The sequence below is a fragment of the Flavobacterium sp. YO64 genome (assembly GCF_004119505.1).
Lineage (GTDB): Bacteria > Bacteroidota > Bacteroidia > Flavobacteriales > Flavobacteriaceae > Flavobacterium > Flavobacterium oncorhynchi.
The window spans coordinates 26,226-41,507 of sequence record NZ_NRQV01000015.1 but is presented as its reverse complement, the minus strand read 5'-3'; the positions used below and the strand labels follow the sequence as shown (position 1 = coordinate 41,507).

At 33.4% G+C, this 15,282-nt stretch carries 14 protein-coding genes and 1 tRNA gene; 5 read left to right on the top strand and 10 right to left on the bottom strand.

The window, feature by feature from the left end:
* The first annotated feature begins 416 nt into the window (after nt 1-416).
* From BOW57_RS12385 to BOW57_RS12375, 3 genes are read left to right on the top strand one after another with little or no spacing between them, the layout of a single operon-like run.
* Nucleotides 417-3,647 carry a TonB-dependent receptor gene (locus tag BOW57_RS12385; protein ID WP_129054641.1) on the top strand — a complete coding sequence of 1,077 codons (3,231 nt, stop codon included), beginning with the start codon at nt 417-419 and terminating at the stop codon, nt 3,645-3,647.
* Nucleotides 3,648-3,664: 17 nt separating this feature from the next.
* Nucleotides 3,665-5,458, top strand: a complete 1,794-nt coding sequence (locus BOW57_RS12380) for a RagB/SusD family nutrient uptake outer membrane protein (protein WP_129054639.1) — start codon at nt 3,665-3,667, stop codon at nt 5,456-5,458.
* A 27-nt stretch (nt 5,459-5,485) separates the two neighbouring features.
* The gene (locus tag BOW57_RS12375) at nt 5,486-7,060 is read left to right on the top strand and encodes a DUF5123 domain-containing protein (RefSeq protein ID WP_129054637.1); all 1,575 of its coding nucleotides are present in this window, start codon (nt 5,486-5,488) and stop codon (nt 7,058-7,060) included.
* 93 nt (nt 7,061-7,153) lie between these two features.
* On the opposite strand, the gene BOW57_RS12370 is transcribed toward BOW57_RS12375, so the two are convergent.
* From BOW57_RS12370 to BOW57_RS12350, 5 genes are all read right to left on the bottom strand, one after another.
* Entirely contained in the window at nt 7,154-7,726 is a 573-nt protein-coding gene (locus BOW57_RS12370; RefSeq protein WP_129054635.1) for a pentapeptide repeat-containing protein, read from the bottom strand.
* 33 nt (nt 7,727-7,759) lie between these two features.
* Complete coding sequence (locus BOW57_RS12365; RefSeq protein ID WP_164973700.1) at nt 7,760-7,960, bottom strand: hypothetical protein; 201 nt, start codon at nt 7,958-7,960, stop codon at nt 7,760-7,762.
* Nucleotides 7,961-8,031: 71 nt separating this feature from the next.
* Nucleotides 8,032-8,952 carry an AraC family transcriptional regulator gene (locus tag BOW57_RS12360; RefSeq protein ID WP_129054631.1) on the bottom strand — a complete coding sequence of 307 codons (921 nt, stop codon included), beginning with the start codon at nt 8,950-8,952 and terminating at the stop codon, nt 8,032-8,034.
* 2 nt (nt 8,953-8,954) lie between these two features.
* Nucleotides 8,955-9,518: a DUF6642 family protein gene (locus tag BOW57_RS12355; protein WP_089054118.1), complete on the bottom strand. Its 564-nt coding sequence runs from the start codon at nt 9,516-9,518 to the stop codon at nt 8,955-8,957.
* Nucleotides 9,519-9,719: 201 nt separating this feature from the next.
* Complete coding sequence (locus tag BOW57_RS12350) at nt 9,720-10,178, bottom strand: Lrp/AsnC family transcriptional regulator (protein WP_089058378.1); 459 nt, start codon at nt 10,176-10,178, stop codon at nt 9,720-9,722.
* Between the two features lie 163 nt (nt 10,179-10,341).
* Here BOW57_RS12350 and BOW57_RS12345 point away from each other — a divergent pair, with 163 nt between their 5' ends.
* On the top strand, nt 10,342-11,250 hold the full coding sequence (locus BOW57_RS12345; protein ID WP_164973699.1) for a DMT family transporter: 909 nt from the start codon (nt 10,342-10,344) through the stop codon (nt 11,248-11,250).
* A gap of 61 nt (nt 11,251-11,311) precedes the next feature.
* Here BOW57_RS12345 and BOW57_RS12340 read toward each other — a convergent pair whose 3' ends face one another.
* From BOW57_RS12340 to BOW57_RS12320, 5 genes are all read right to left on the bottom strand, one after another.
* Entirely contained in the window at nt 11,312-11,638 is a 327-nt protein-coding gene (locus BOW57_RS12340; RefSeq protein ID WP_089058376.1) for a multidrug efflux SMR transporter, read from the bottom strand.
* A gap of 67 nt (nt 11,639-11,705) precedes the next feature.
* Nucleotides 11,706-12,269: a Crp/Fnr family transcriptional regulator gene (locus tag BOW57_RS12335; RefSeq protein ID WP_099720517.1), complete on the bottom strand. Its 564-nt coding sequence runs from the start codon at nt 12,267-12,269 to the stop codon at nt 11,706-11,708.
* A gap of 146 nt (nt 12,270-12,415) precedes the next feature.
* Nucleotides 12,416-13,885: a glycoside hydrolase family 130 protein gene (locus BOW57_RS12330; RefSeq protein ID WP_089054123.1), complete on the bottom strand. Its 1,470-nt coding sequence runs from the start codon at nt 13,883-13,885 to the stop codon at nt 12,416-12,418.
* A gap of 359 nt (nt 13,886-14,244) precedes the next feature.
* Nucleotides 14,245-14,502, bottom strand: coding sequence for a hypothetical protein (locus BOW57_RS12325; RefSeq protein WP_089054124.1), 258 nt, complete (start codon nt 14,500-14,502; stop codon nt 14,245-14,247).
* 134 nt (nt 14,503-14,636) lie between these two features.
* A tRNA-Met gene (locus tag BOW57_RS12320) sits at nt 14,637-14,710 on the bottom strand.
* A 150-nt stretch (nt 14,711-14,860) separates the two neighbouring features.
* Here BOW57_RS12320 and BOW57_RS12315 point away from each other — a divergent pair.
* Nucleotides 14,861-15,253 (top strand): START-like domain-containing protein, encoded by a 393-nt coding sequence (locus BOW57_RS12315; RefSeq protein WP_026984135.1) that lies wholly within the window; start codon nt 14,861-14,863, stop codon nt 15,251-15,253.
* The last annotated feature ends 29 nt before the right edge of the window (nt 15,254-15,282 follow it).

The window sequence follows — 15,282 nt, the reverse complement described above, 5'->3', positions numbered from 1 at the left end:
TTTTTAAATGTTAAAAATACACTTAAAAATATCTTAAATTGTAAACGTGTAATCGATTGTTTTTTTTGGAAAATCGCAATGAATTCTAAAATTACAATAATATATTTAATATTTATACATCGATTAAATTACACATATTGTATAAAAAGTCGATTTTATTTTGCTTATATAATTTTTATTATGAAATTTTTATGAATTTTAATTTTTTGTATAAAAAAAATATCTATGTTTGTGCAATCGATTACAATTTTTTCAAACTGTTAAAAATACTTTGGTTTTTAATAGCAATAAAATGGATAAAACCTCTGATTTTATTGAAAGAAAAAGAAAAAACGTTTGCAAAAGCTGTAATTGTAAATTAAAAAAAAACCACAAAAAACCACTTTTAAAACAATTAATAACTTAAACAATCAACCATGAATTTTAATGATTTATTAAACAAAGGAACAAATCGTTGCTTTGCTGTTGTTTTCTTATTGTGCTTACTGATGGGCAATCGAGCGCATGCTCAGACTGTGACATTAGAGGGAACTGTTAAGGATGCGGCAGGACTTTCTCTGCCGGGAGTTAATGTTCTTGAAAAAGGGACAAAGAATGGAACTTCGACAGATTTTGATGGACACTACAAGATTAAATTAACAAATCCGAAAGCAGTTTTGACTTTTTCTTTCATAGGATTTGTAACTAAAGAAGTTTCGGCGGCAGGTAAGACTAAGGTTGATGTATCGTTAGTTGAATATGCTAATAATTTAAATGAAGTTGTGGTGATAGGTTATGGTACTGCAAAAAAATCTGATTTAACAGGTGCAGTTGCTTCAATTTCAGGAAATGAGTTGAAAAAAGTGCCTGTTTCTAATATCGCAGAAGCTTTAACAGGACGAATTGCTGGGGTTCAGGTTGTTTCAACTGAAGGTTCTCCAGATGCGGATATTAAAATTAGAGTGCGTGGAGGCGGATCTTTAACGCAAGATGCTTCGCCTTTAATAATTGTTGATGGTTTTCCTGTAAACAGCATGAGTGACATTGCGGCTTCAAATGTTGAGTCGATGACCGTATTGAAAGATGCTTCTTCTACAGCAATTTATGGATCAAGAGGAGCAAATGGTGTTATTATCGTAACTACTAAAACTGGTAAAGACGGGAAAATGGCAGTAAGCTATAATATGTTTTATGGTATGAAAACAATGGCTAATGATATTGATGTACTGCCTACAGAAGATTTTGTAAAATGGCAGTATGAATATGCTTTACTAAGTCAAACTGATAAAACTATTTTAAGTAATCCAACATCTTACACTAAATATTTTGGAAACTGGCAAGATCGCGATTTATATAACGGCGTAAAAGGAACAGACTGGCAAAAGCAAATTTATGGTCGTCGCGGCGAAGTAAACAGTCGTGATTTAGGAATTCGCGGAGGTACTGAAAAATTGAGTTATAATTTTAACTATGCATATTACGATGAGAAAGCCATTATGGTTGGCTCTGATTATAAAAGAAACAACTTGTCGCTTGCATTAAAGAACAAGGCAAGTGATAAAATCGATCTTGGGTTTACAGTACGATATTCTGATACAAAAATAAATGGCGGAGGAGCTAATGAGCAAAATGAAGTTTCATCTCTTGACAGCCGTTTGCGTCATAGTGTTGGGTATTCACCAATTCCAATGCCGGGATTAACAACAGATAATGATGATCAAAGTGTTAACAGTTATTTAGTGAATCCATTTTTAGCGATCTCAGATAATAACCGTCAACAATTTAGAAAAAACTATAATTTATTAGGAAGCTTTGGTTGGAAGCTTGCTCAAAACCTAAAATTTCAAAGTGATTTAGGATTAGACAATTTTAATAATACAGATTATCGTTTTTACGGTTCTTCTACTTATTTTTCAAGTACTGCTAAAGTTGGAGCAGGAAAACCAGGAATGGTGATGAGCGATCGTAAAGATGTTCGTTTTAGAAATGCGAATACATTAAATTATGACTTTAAAAACATCTTAGGAGCAAACCACCATTTGACAGCGCTTTTAGGAGAAGAAATGATTACTACTACTTCAAATACAGTAACTACAACAATTTTAAACTATCCTAAATTCTTTAATTTAGATCAAGCAAAAAAATTAACAACTCAAGGAACGCCTTTTTCAGTTGATAATTTTTATAGCCCTGATGATAAATTACTTTCGTTTTTTGGACGTTTAAATTATGATTATAAAGATCGTTATTTATTGACGGCTTCTTTCCGTGCAGATGGTTCTAGCCGATTTTTAAACAGCAACCGTTGGGGGTATTTCCCAGCAGCAGCAGCAGCTTGGAAAATTTCTGAAGAAGATTTCTTAAAAAATGCTTCTTGGTTAAGCCTTCTTAAATTAAGACTGAGTTATGGTGAAGCAGGAAATAACAATATTCCTGTAGGGCAAACAGTTCAAAGTTATCAATCTAACACAAACTCTTATATAAATGGTTTTGATAGCTATTGGGCGCCATCAAGTGTTTTGGCAAATCCAGACTTGAAATGGGAAACTACTGTTACGCAAAATATTGGTCTTGATTTCGGATTTTTCAAAAATCGCTTAAACGGTACTTTCGATGTTTACAAAAACGTAACTAAAGATCTATTAATTGAGTTTCCAGTAGGAGGTACAGGGTATAAAACGCAGTACAGAAATATGGGGGAAACACAAAATACAGGTTTTGAAGCTACAGTAAACTTCATAGCAATTGAAAAGAAAAATTATGGTTTAAACTTTTCTGTAAATGTTGGGGTTAACAAAAATAGAATTAACTCTCTTGGAGTAATGGACAATTTTGGAGTAAATACCGGCTGGGCATCTACAGATATAGGTAATGATTATGCTGTAAATGTAGGTTCGCCAATGGGATTAATGTATGGTTATCAAAGTGCTGGACGCTATGAAGTTTCAGATTTTGATTATGTTGGAGGAAAATACACTTTAAAATCAGGTGTTGCTGATGCTACTAGTGTTCTTGGTGCTTTACAACCCGGAATGATGAAGTTGAAAAATACTGATGGTTCTGCTGATAATAAAGTTACAGCATCAGATCAAACTATTATTGGTAATTCTAATCCAAAAAGTACAGGAGGTTTGGTAATTAATGCAAACGCTTATGGTTTTGATCTTTCCGCTGCTTTTAACTGGACAATTGGAAATGATATTTATAACGCTAATAAAGCTGAGTTTTCTACATCAAACAGAAACGGGCAATATAAAAACTTAAGCACTGAAATGGCTGATGGTGTAAGATGGACAAACTTAGATCCAGCTTCAGGACAATTGGTTACAGATCCAGCACAATTAGAAGCGCTTAACGCTAATACAACAATGTGGTCTCCTTACATGCAGAAATTTATGTTTACTGACTGGGCGGTAGAAGATGGTTCTTTCTTTAGATTGAATACGCTGACTTTAGGATACAGCACTCCAGAATCGTTCACATCTAAACTTGGAGTGAGTAAATTAAGATTTTATTTTACAGCAACAAATGTTTTTATAATTACAAATTATTCTGGTCCAGATCCTGAGGTGTCAACAAAAAGAAAAACACCACTAACACCGGGAGTTGATTATTCAGCATACCCGAGAAGCAGACAATTGGTTTTTGGTTTAAACCTTAATTTCTAATTTTAAAATTTATCAAAATGAAACATAAAATAATAATAGCAGGTTTAATTATCTCAGGTTTATTGACGTCTTGTCAGGATTCTGCCGATGATTTTTTTGATACTCCTGCACAGTCAACATTAGATGAGCAGCTTATTTTTTCTACACCAGGATTAGCACAAGGAGCAGTTGATGGAATAAAAGTGTCGTTTGGAGAAGAGCAATCTTATAGAGGGAGACTTTTAGCTTATCAAGGATTAAATACAGATAGTGAGTGGCTTTTAGCATCTTCAAGTGATAATGCTAAATCTGATTTAGTAGTTTATGACGCTAAGGCTGATAACACTGAAATGAATTCGCCAAAAAATGCGTGGGCAATGATGTATGAAGGAATTGAGCGCGCCAATTTATGTATCAGAGGAATTCGTGCCTACGGTAATCCTTCTACAAATGCTGAAATGGGGCAGTTGTTGGGAGAAGCATTAACGTTACGTGCTATTTACTATGCAGATTTAGTTAGAAACTGGGGAGATGTTCCTGTGCGTTTCGAACCTGTTTCTACTAATACTATTTATATCCCTAAAACGGGTCGTGATGAAATTTATAAGCAATTGATCGCTGATTTAGGAGAAGCTTCAACTTTGGTAGCTTGGCCTAATGCAACTTCTGCAACTGCTAGTACAGAACGTATAAATAAAGCTTTTGTAAAAGGATTTAGAGCTCGATTGGCTATGATGGCAAGCGGTTATCAGCAATATCCTGACGGAGTTAGAAGAAGTAATGATCCAGAACTTTCAGTAGCTGCAATGTACAGGTTAGCATTAGATGAATGTCGTTCGGTTATTACAAGTGGAACTGCACGTTTAGAACCAACTTTTGAGGGGCTGTGGAGAAAATACAATCAAGAAAATACAACTGCTGGAGGAGAATCTCTTTGGGAAATTCCTTTTGCTGATTCTAGAGGAAGAATGCTGTTTACTTTTGCGGTTAGACACGATGCTGTTGATCAATTTCAAGCTATGGGAACCAATAAAGGAGGAGTTAACGGACCATTGCCATTTGTTTTTTATGATTATGATCAAGTTGATACAAGAAGAGATGTAACTTGTGTTCCTTATAAATGGGGCGCTGCAGTAAACGGTAGATCAAAACAAGAACTTACAGATTTACAGACTTGGTATTTTGGTAAATATCGTTTTGAATGGATGAAACGTATTGCCAGCGCACCAAATGACGATGGTGTAAACAAAATTTACATGCGTTATGCAGAAGTACTTTTAATTGCGGCCGAAGCTGCTAACGAATTAGAAGGAGCAGGATCTGCTGCAGTTTACCTAAAAGAAATTCGCCGCAGAGCATTTGCTCCAGCAAATCAGGCTGTAAAAGTGGATGCTTATGTAGATGCATTGACAAGTAAAGATGCAATGATGAATGCTATTATTGAGGAAAATAAATTAGAATTTACAGGAGAATTGGAACGTAAATATGCATTGATCCGTTGGAATTTGCTAAAAACAAAATTAGACGAAGCTAAAGTTAAAATGGCAGATCTGAAAGCGCGTACTGGTAAATATCAAGATGTGCCTAAAACTTTGTATTACAAATATCAAGATGATGGATTTACATTGGATATTTATGGTTTAAATCGTGGCGAAACTCAAGCCCCGGTAGGTTATACTTCAAAAAGCTGGGATAAGCTGGAGGATAATAAAATAACCACTTTATACAAAGCAGGAGTAAATCCAGATAAAAGACAATTTTGGCCAATCTGGCAGACATTTATTGATGGAAGCAATGGGAAATTAGTAAATGACTGGGTTTTTGGAAATTAATAATAATTAATTTATAGTAATATAATTATGAAAGCAAAATATATATTTAAGGGCTTGCTGACTATGTTTTTATTAGCAGTACTAAGCGCCGGCTGCGAAAGTTACAATGAAGCAGTCTTGCAGGACATCGGAGCTGATAGAGCATTTTCTCCGGTAGGACTTACAACAACAATTAGAAATCAAACTACAGTCGAATTGAATTGGACGGTAAAAGAGGATGCAGATCATTATGTAGTTGAATTTAGTGCAGATGATGTCAACTTCACTACAATTTATAAAACCGTAAATGTAGCACCAAAAGAACTGCCGGTTCAAGTTGCATTAGAAGGAGAAACAGTTTATTCTATTAGAGTGAAAGCTGTAAGTTCAGCAGGAGTGGCAGATTCTAAATGGACAGTTACAAGTGCGACAACATTAACCGAGCAAATTTTATTTCCAGTTGCTGATGCTGATATTGAAGCAAAAGAAGTGACTTTAAGATGGACGCCTAATAGTTCTGTTACACAAATTTCTGTTATGCCAGGCAATATTACACATGCTATTACGCCGGCAGAAAAGGCAGCTGGAGTTGCTAAAGTAACAGGTTTAACAGGTGAAACTAATTATACAGCAACTTTATTAAATGGAACAAAGAAAAGAGGTGTTAGAACGTTTACTACTGGAATCGATATTGGAACTGGAATTTTAGTGAAACCAGAAGACGATTTAAATGCAAAAATAAGCGAAGCAGCTTCTGGGGCAATTCTAGTTTTAATGCCGGGAGATTATAATGTGTACAAAGGAGATATAATTGTGAATAAAGCGATTACCATAAGAGGATTACGTCCTGCTGATAAGCCAAAGCTGCACGTTAAATTTACATTGAACTCTGGAACAGCTGATTTTTCATTAATTGATTTAGAGTTGGATGGCGCAGGAGTTGGAGATTTTAGCTTTATTACTATCAATACAGCATCTGCAATATATGAAGATATCTTAATAAGCGGTTGTTATGTTCATGATTATCTAAGAGCTTTAGTTTACGGAAGTGTTAATGCAGCAAAAGTAGCTTCGTTTACAGTAGAGAATAGTATAATTAAAAACGTAAGTACCAACCAGCAAGCTGAAACAATAGATTTTAGAAATACATATGTGGCAAGTGTAGTAGTTAAAAACAGCACATTTGACTCTTGTTCAATCGGACGTGAATTTATTCGTGTCGATAATGCTGGATTAACAGGTACAGGTTTAACGTCAAATGTATTAATCGACAGCAGTACGTTGTATAATGTTTCAAGTAATGTAGCATCAAAAAGAATTTTATATCTTCGATTTGGAGCGAATACTTCTACGGTGAAAAATACAATAATTGCAGGAACAACAGCAATTTATTCAAACCAAAACGGAACAACGACGCCTACAGCTCCGCCAACGTTTGCATCAAATAACTACTTTAATGCTAGTTTGTTGTATACAGTTGGAGCAGCAGCAATAACGGTTGATAAATCTGCAACATACACAACGTTAGACCCGCAATTTACAAGTGCGGCAACAGGGAATTTTACAGTTAAGAATCAAACATTAATTGATAATAAAATAGGAGATCCACGTTGGAGACCTTAGTTTGTATTTAAGTTTTAGTTAGAAAAGGGATGCGATTTTATTTAGCATCCCTTTTTTTATTTAGACAATGATATATGCATAAATGACGAAAAATTATTCAATTTCCAAATCAAATTTTTCTAATAATCCGGCAAGCGCAGCGTGCGAAACTTTAGTTTTTTTGATCTTATTTTCAGATGGATCAAAAGCATAATTCTTAGACGTTCTGAAATCTGTTTTTTCTAAAATGCAATCCTGAAAAGTAGCATTGGCTAGATCACAATTTTTAAAAAGAGACAAAGACAAATCGGTATTTGAGAAATCGACATCTTTAAGCGAGCAGTCAACGAAATTAGTTTTCTTTAGTTTTTTGTAAATGAAAGTCGAATAATCTAAAAGACAATCTTGAAAATTCATTGAAAACAAAAAGCTGTTGCTGGCGCTAAAATCCAATCCCATTAATTTACAGCCAATGAAATTGATGTTTTTTAATCCCGTATTTTTAAGAATCGCCAGCGAAAGATTACAGTTTTTAAAAGTAGAATCCAGAAAATCATTATGACTTAAATCGCTTTTAGAAAAGTTGCAATTGATGAATTCGCAGTTTACAAATTCAGTATTCGATAAACTTTGATCAGAGTAATCGACAGTATCAAAAGTTCGGTTTTGGTATAATTTAGATTCCATAAAATAAGTGAAGGCGTTATAAAGATTTAAGTTTTATTCTAATTCAATGCAGTCAAAAACAGCATTATTAAGAATCAAATTGGGAATGTCGAGTTCGCTGTCAATTCTCAAAATATTATCACAGTCTTCTAGGTCAAAATTCCATAAAGTATCAGGCAGCAATTCGTGAAGCAATGCAGAAGCCGACTCAAATTTTGAAGCGCTGTCTACAGAAGTTTTAAATACATAAATCATAATTTGCATTTTTTGAAGAGGCAAATTTCTGAAAAAAGCAACCGTGTTTAATAGGATTCAATAATCAATAATTAGGACTTATCAATCATTTTTCGGTATTGAATAGGTGTAATTCCTTCATGTTTTTTAAAGAAACGACTAAAGTACGATTGGTCTTCGTGACCTACTTGTATAGCGATTTCACTTACAGAAAGTGTCGTTTGAAAAAGCAGATATTTAGCCTCAAGCAATATGGTTTCATCAATCCATTTGGCTGCAGATTTGCCTGTAACAGTTTTTACTGATTTGTTTAAATGGTTTGGAGTAACATTAAGCAATGATGCATAATAATGAACCAAATGCTGTGTTTTAATGTTTTGGTGAATCAGTTCCTTGAACTTATTTGTAATAATCTCAGCAGCCGAAATGTTTTTGGAAACTTTAATCGAATTTTTGTTCATTTCATGAAACAAGGCAATTAAATACGACTGTACAATATTTAAATTTGCGGTTGTCGTTTCAGAATATTCTTTTTGAAGTCGGTTTAAAATGGTCTCGATATCAGGTACATCCTCTGGAGTCAAAGTAACTTTAGGGTTGCCGGAAATTTTCAAAAAATCAAAATCATTCAACATTTCCCGATTGCCGTATTTACCAATTAAAATATCAGGATGAAATTGGCAGATATAGCCATTATGCGCATTATTGATGTTTTTTATTGAAAAAACTTGACCCGCAGGAACGACAATAATTTCATTAGAAACCGTTTGGTATTCTTCGTATCCCGACTTCATAATATGCGAGCCGGAGCTTACAAAAATTAAAGTATGACAGCTGTGTTTGGAAGGTGGAACAGGATACCGCAAACGCATCATTTCTTCCATTTTTAAACAGAAAAAATGATCCGAGTTTGATCTGAAAAGAACATGCATCGGATTATCCTCGCCTAAAAATTTCTCTCTAAACCCCTTTGCTTCGTATGTTTTTACATTTTCACCTGCCTTTGTTTTCATACTTAATAATACAATCTAAAATCTAGTAATTTGCAAAGTGCATAGTGTTTTTGGTATAAATCTTCGACCACTTCAGTAAGATCGTCGTTTTCTTGATATAAACTGAAAAAAGCCTTGTCAATAGTACTGCAGCTGGCAATTTTATTATAAGAAGAACCATAGCCCGAGATGGCACGAGCACCAGTAATATCAAGAAAATATTGCGCTTCATCATCATTAAGATCCAATCTTTTTTTATTGGCAAAATGAATAATTTTTCCTTTCATTTTTCCTTCAAAAAGTTCTGCTATTTCTTCTAAGCTGTAGTAATAATCATGAAGACAGATATTGTTTTCCTGACCAGGCATTACCAGATAAATAATTTCATAATCCTTAAAATTATGATCATCATACAGTAATGTATTTAGGCTTTCTTCTAGACTTTCTATTGTATCGCAGGTTTTGTATATGCTGGCAATACCTTGGTCAAAAGCAATTTCTTCAAGATTTTTGACCACATCAGTTGCTGTAATGTTATCTACATCCTGAACGCCTTCAAGGCAGAAAATAAATTTTTCATTATCCATACTAATGTTTTTTTGCTTCTAAAAAAAGGTCAATAATGTTTTAGACAAATATATTTTTTTATGAAGAAAAATTCTTCTCCACAGTCTATTTTAACGCATTTTTTAGAGTATTGTAAGGTTTTTATTAAGAGCCTAAAGCAAGCTTTACAGTGCTGTGTTTAAGACAAAGTAAAATTTTTAAGCAGATAAGATTTTATTAGATTAAAAATGCAAATTTGTCGACTGCTTTATGTAATTCATCACAAACGAACTCTGCACTTTACTGATATTCGGAATTACCGAAAGTTTTCGAATAAAATCATTAAAAGCTTCAGGATCTTTTACAACCACTTTTAAAACATAATCAAAAATTCCTCCAGTTATATATCCTTCAACCACTTCTTCAAGAGCAGCTACCTGTTTAGTAAATTCTTCTACAAGTTCAAGACGCTGACTATTTAGTGAAACATTTATAATTACGGTAAAATTCAATCCTACTTTTTTCGGATCAATTATCGCAACATAATCTTTTATATAACCTTCGTTCTCCAGTTTTTTTATTCGGTCATAAACAGAAGTTCTCGACATGTTTAATTTCTCAGTTAGATCCGTAATGTCAAATTTTGCATTTTTTTGAAGGATTCTTAATAACTCAATTTCTTGTTTGTTTAATTCTTGCATCGGATTTTTTCCAGTTAGATAATAAAAAATATTCTAATTTAGAATAAAAAATGATTATTTGATATTTTTTAAGAATAAAATACATATTTACTTTGCTAATATGGATTATTGTTCGCTGTTGTATACTTTTGTTTGGACAAAAAATAGATTTTTAGTTGTAAAGATGAATAAATATATAATCGTTGTAGCATTGGGAGCATTAAGTTTTGGAATGCTTTCATCATTTGCTAAAATTGCCTACGGACAGGGCTATACCGCTGGAGAAGTCACATTGACTCAGGCTTTAATGGGGACTTTGATTTTGTGGACAATAGTAGTTTTTAAAAGTATAAAAAACAGAAAAAAAATTACTCCAAATTGGAAATTACTCTTGGCAGGAACCTCAATGGGAACCTCGACTTATACTTATTATCTTTCTGTAGCATATATCCCGGCTTCATTGGCAATTGTTTTGCTAATGCAGATCACTTGGCTGAGCATTGCCGTTGAGTGGATCTTTTTTAAGAAAAAACCAAATGCTGTTGAGGTTTGGTGTGCCGTTTTTGTAATCTTAGGAACTGTTTTAGCTGGTAACCTTTTAGATCTGGGGAATTCTAATATTTCAATTATTGGTATTTTGCTAAGTTTATTGTCAGCATTGCTTTATACACTTTATATTGTGTTTACTAGTAAAATAGGAAAAGAAACGCCAATGTTCGAAAAAAGTGCTTTAATGACAAGCGGGTCGGCAATGATAATCTTTTTAATCAACTGCGAAGCGATTGTTACAAGCACACATTTAGATTTTGGATTACTGCAATGGGGAACTTTTTTAGCCATTTTTGGAACAGTGATTCCGCCAATTTGTTTTTCTGTGGGAATGCCAAAAATTGGAGCCGGTTTAAGTTCTGTCTTACTGACTTTAGAATTGCCTGCTGCTGTTTTTTGTGCACATATTATTTTAGGAGAAAAAGTTACTTTTTTGCAGATAATAGGTATAGCCGTGATGCTTGGATCTATAGTTTATCTTAATGTAGTAAAAGTTAAAAAGGCAAAAGCAATTCGAAAACAAACGGCAAACAGCTTAGTCTAACAATTAAGTTTTAAATAGAAAAAGCTGTAAGCAGTTCTTAAAAATGTTGGGGATCATTTTATTAATGTGATAATGATTTCAATCCAATAATTGATCCAATAAGGGTAGTGATAAAGAAAAGTCGCCAGAAGTTAGCAGGATCTTTAAAAACTAAAATCCCAACCAAAACAGTTCCCACCGCGCCAATACCAGTCCATACCGCATAAGCCGTACCTATTGGTAAAGTTTGTGTTGCTTTTATCAGAAGTGCCATACTGATTGTAAGAGAAATCAAGAAACCTGTATACCATAAATACATTTCATTTCCAGTTGATTCTTTAGCTTTTCCTAAACAGGTAGCAAAAGCAACTTCAAATAATCCCGCAATAATTAAAACAATCCAATTCATATCTTTTTTTGTGCAAAGATTAGAAAAGGAAGTCAGAGAGATTTTAACAAATGTTAAAAAATAAAAATTATTTAATTTCAGCGCGGATTCTGCTCAAGCTGACTTGAGAAATGCCAAGATAGGAAGCAATATAACCTAATTGCACACGTTGAATTAATTGCGGATTATTTTGCAAAAGCTCCAAATACCGTTCAGTTGCACTTCGAAATTGGTGTGATATAAGACGTTCTTCTGTTTTTACAAGTTCTTTTTCCGCAAATTTTCTGCCCCAGTTTGCAATATGAATATCAATTTCAAAAAGCTTTTGCAGTTTATTTGATTTCAATTCGTATAGTTCACAATCTTCCAATAGCTCAACATCTTCATATCCCTTTTGATAAACAACATAGCTTTTCATAGATAAAATAGTGTCGCCCTCTTTGCCAAACCAAAACGTTACTTCATTGTCATTCTGATTAGAATATGCTCGTGCAATTCCCTTTTTGATAAAATAAATAGTAGTCTCGATTTTATCAGCTCTCAATAAAATATGACCTTTAGAATAACTTTTTTCTTCAATACAATCTTGAAGAAGCCGTTTTGAAGTTTCTGGTATAGGAAGAATGTTATCCAGAATTTGGTCTAATTTCATTGGACTTTATTTTAAAATTTAAAAGATGAAGATTATCGTTTTGTTATAACGCGGGTCAAAATAAAGAAAAACTTTTTTAAGATTATTTTCTTCCAAATTATATTTTTAGATTTATTTCTAATTCTATGCGATTTCTGTTTCTGTAATTATTGTTTACTTTTCTTTAAAGCACTCAATAATTCAACAAGATCAACAACTGCATAAGTAGAAGAATAATCAGAAACAGCATAAGGTAATATAAGGCTGTTGTTGTGAATGATTGCGCCGCAAGAGTATACAACATTAGGAACATAGCCTTCTCTTTCGTCTTCAAGCGGAGAAAGCAACGGTTCTGCAAGCCTTCCGATTTCTTTAGACGGATCATCAAGATCAAACAACGAAGCGCCAATGCAGTAACGTCTCATAGTGCCAACACCGTGAGTGATAATAAGCCATCCTTCCTCAGTCCATAAAGGTGAGCCGCAATTTCCGATTTGTGTAAATTCCCAAGTATAACGAGGCTCTTGAAGGAGAATAGTTTTGTTCCATTGCGTCACTCTGTCAGAATACATAATGTAGTTGTTTACGCCATCTATTCTGGCAAGCATTGCAAATTTTCCTTTTATTTTTCGTGGAAATAAAGCAAGATTTTTGTTTTGAGCACCTTCACCATTCAAAGGCATTACTCTAAAACTGTAAAAATCTTCAGTAGAAATAAGTTTGGGTAAAATAGTATGACCATTATAAGCCGTATAAGTCGCCATGATGCGTACAGAATCGTCGTCATCAATAAAACGAACAAAACGAGCATCTTCAATGCCACGACTTTCAGAATCAGAAATCGGAAATATAACACGCTCTGTAATATCAGAATCGTGTTTAAATTGCAGATCATAAAATGAATTGGCAAGCCAGAGTATTTCTTCAAGTGCCGTTCTTCTTTCCTCCCGAATAGATGGATCGCTTAAAGCAGTATTCAGCATATTTTTTAAAATAGCAAACTCAAACTCATCTGGTAAATCCTGCATAATTTGAACAATATATTTGTCTTTAGTATGCATTTCATACAGCTTAGTCAAGAAACGTTCTTTATTAAATAAAGTTTTGTGTTCAATTTCGGCTTTGTCAATATTGTGACCAATTTTCATGATCTGCAGATTATTGTGCTTGTCCAATATTCCTCTTCTAAAAACAATTGACGATATATGACCTTCGCCTGTTGCGCGAAAAGAAATGATAACACGTTTTTCACCTGCCTCTAAACCAGATTGATCAAAATCTTCTACAATAGAAGGGTTGAAAATAGCTGCAGATTCGATCGCATATTCCATTGTGCAATACGAGCCAATAAGCATTTTTCGATCCAGAGACATTCCTTCGTAGTCAATTTGCATCGCTTCTATAATGGGGCTTATTTTTTCACAATGTTTAATGAAAATAGATGAGATGTTTCGATGGCGTCTTGCAAATTCGCGAAGAGTCTGTTCTAGAGTCTCTAAAACCTGCTTTTCATTAAGCGTCATTATTCTAGCAACCATTTGCTGCGTTCGTTCTTCGCCATTCATGAAATAGCGTGCAACAACTCTTTTTGAATCGGGGATAAATTTTATGTTTTTTCGGATTACAGAAACTCGCATAGATTTATTCTTTTTTAATTAAAATAAAATAACTGCATGTGGCAGACCGCAAATCCTGTTAACATATACTTGAATTTAGGGATAAAATGATGGAAAATGGCCTGCTTAAAATAAGGTTAAAACTAGTGTAGTTTTAAATTTTACAACAAGTTAATGATTTTGTAAAAGAAAAGAGCTTAAATTTTTATTAAAAATGTTGTTTTTTGTTTTTACAGCTAATAAAAGAGTAAAATGTAATTGACTGAATGTTAGTGTTGTGTGGGTGTAAAAGAAGAGAAGAATTTTGTTTTAAATAATTTGAGGGTTAAAGAAGTTCTTCTTCTTTAACCCTCAAATTATTTAAATCTAAAAAGAGTTGATTATTTTTCCTGCTCTAAATTATCAACAGCAGAAATTTGGTCAAGTATATTCGTCTGATTAGGCGAAATGTAATTTTTTACCTCGCTCACGGCTTCTTTCTTAAAAAGAAGATCTAATGCATTGTATAGCTTTAATAAAACATCTTTGTCTTCTTTTTCAATTTCTAAAGCAGTATTGAAATTAAAAACATAATTATTCGAATTGCGTACTTCTACCTTTATCGTTTTTGATGTGATTTTAAATTTTACTATATCCATGATTTTTAATGAATTACTTAGTTTTTAAAAAGCTGTTTTAGCGATAATTATAAAATGTAAGTTACAAATTTTGCCATAAATAATCACTGTAAATAAAAAAAAGACATCACTTTTAAGTGATGCCTTTTTACCTGTAGCGAGGACGGGAGTTGAACCCGTGACCTCAGGGTTATGAATCCTGCGCTCTAACCAACTGAGCTACCTCGCCTGGACTGCTATCATGAATTCCTGATTGCGGGTGCAAAGATAGAAATAATATTAAAGCGTACAAGCATAAAATGAAGAAAAAAAAATATTTTTAAAAATGCATTGTTTTTGAACATATATTCTTATATTTCGAAAAAATTAAAAGTAGCACATGGATCCAAAAATACGTTACGAGATCGAGTTTCCGATCAATTCTTCGCCGCAATTATTGTATCAATATATATCAACGCCGTCAGGTTTATCAGAATGGTTTGCTGATAATGTTAATTCAAGAGGTGAGTTTTTCACTTTCATTTGGAATGATTCGCAGGAAAAAGCGCGATTAGCTTCAAAAAAAACAGGTGAAAAAGTAAAATTTAAATGGGTTGATGAAAGCAGTAAGGATACTGAGTACTTTTTTGAACTGCATATTTTAGTTGATGAATTGACTAAAGATGTGTCATTAATGGTAGTTGATTTCGCTGAAAAAGAAGAAGTAGGAGAAGCTAAACAATTGTGGGAGAATCAAATCTCAGATTTGAAACATCTTATAGGATCTGTTTAGTAAAAGTCTATTTTATGCCTTATATTTGC

Coding starts and splice junctions, on each gene's coding strand:
- BOW57_RS12375 (WP_129054637.1), top strand. CDS start 5,486: ATGAAAGCAAAATATATATTTAAGGGCTTGCTGACTATGTTTTTATTA.
- BOW57_RS12345 (WP_164973699.1), top strand. CDS start 10,342: ATGAATAAATATATAATCGTTGTAGCATTGGGAGCATTAAGTTTTGGA.
- BOW57_RS12355 (WP_089054118.1), bottom strand. CDS start 9,518: ATGGATAATGAAAAATTTATTTTCTGCCTTGAAGGCGTTCAGGATGTA.
- BOW57_RS12340 (WP_089058376.1), bottom strand. CDS start 11,638: ATGAATTGGATTGTTTTAATTATTGCGGGATTATTTGAAGTTGCTTTT.
- BOW57_RS12385 (WP_129054641.1), top strand. CDS start 417: ATGAATTTTAATGATTTATTAAACAAAGGAACAAATCGTTGCTTTGCT.
- BOW57_RS12335 (WP_099720517.1), bottom strand. CDS start 12,269: ATGAAATTAGACCAAATTCTGGATAACATTCTTCCTATACCAGAAACT.
- BOW57_RS12380 (WP_129054639.1), top strand. CDS start 3,665: ATGAAACATAAAATAATAATAGCAGGTTTAATTATCTCAGGTTTATTG.
- BOW57_RS12330 (WP_089054123.1), bottom strand. CDS start 13,885: ATGCGAGTTTCTGTAATCCGAAAAAACATAAAATTTATCCCCGATTCA.
- BOW57_RS12325 (WP_089054124.1), bottom strand. CDS start 14,502: ATGGATATAGTAAAATTTAAAATCACATCAAAAACGATAAAGGTAGAA.
- BOW57_RS12370 (WP_129054635.1), bottom strand. CDS start 7,726: ATGGAATCTAAATTATACCAAAACCGAACTTTTGATACTGTCGATTAC.
- BOW57_RS12315 (WP_026984135.1), top strand. CDS start 14,861: ATGGATCCAAAAATACGTTACGAGATCGAGTTTCCGATCAATTCTTCG.
- BOW57_RS12350 (WP_089058378.1), bottom strand. CDS start 10,178: ATGCAAGAATTAAACAAACAAGAAATTGAGTTATTAAGAATCCTTCAA.
- BOW57_RS12360 (WP_129054631.1), bottom strand. CDS start 8,952: ATGAAAACAAAGGCAGGTGAAAATGTAAAAACATACGAAGCAAAGGGG.
- BOW57_RS12365 (WP_164973700.1), bottom strand. CDS start 7,960: ATGATTTATGTATTTAAAACTTCTGTAGACAGCGCTTCAAAATTTGAG.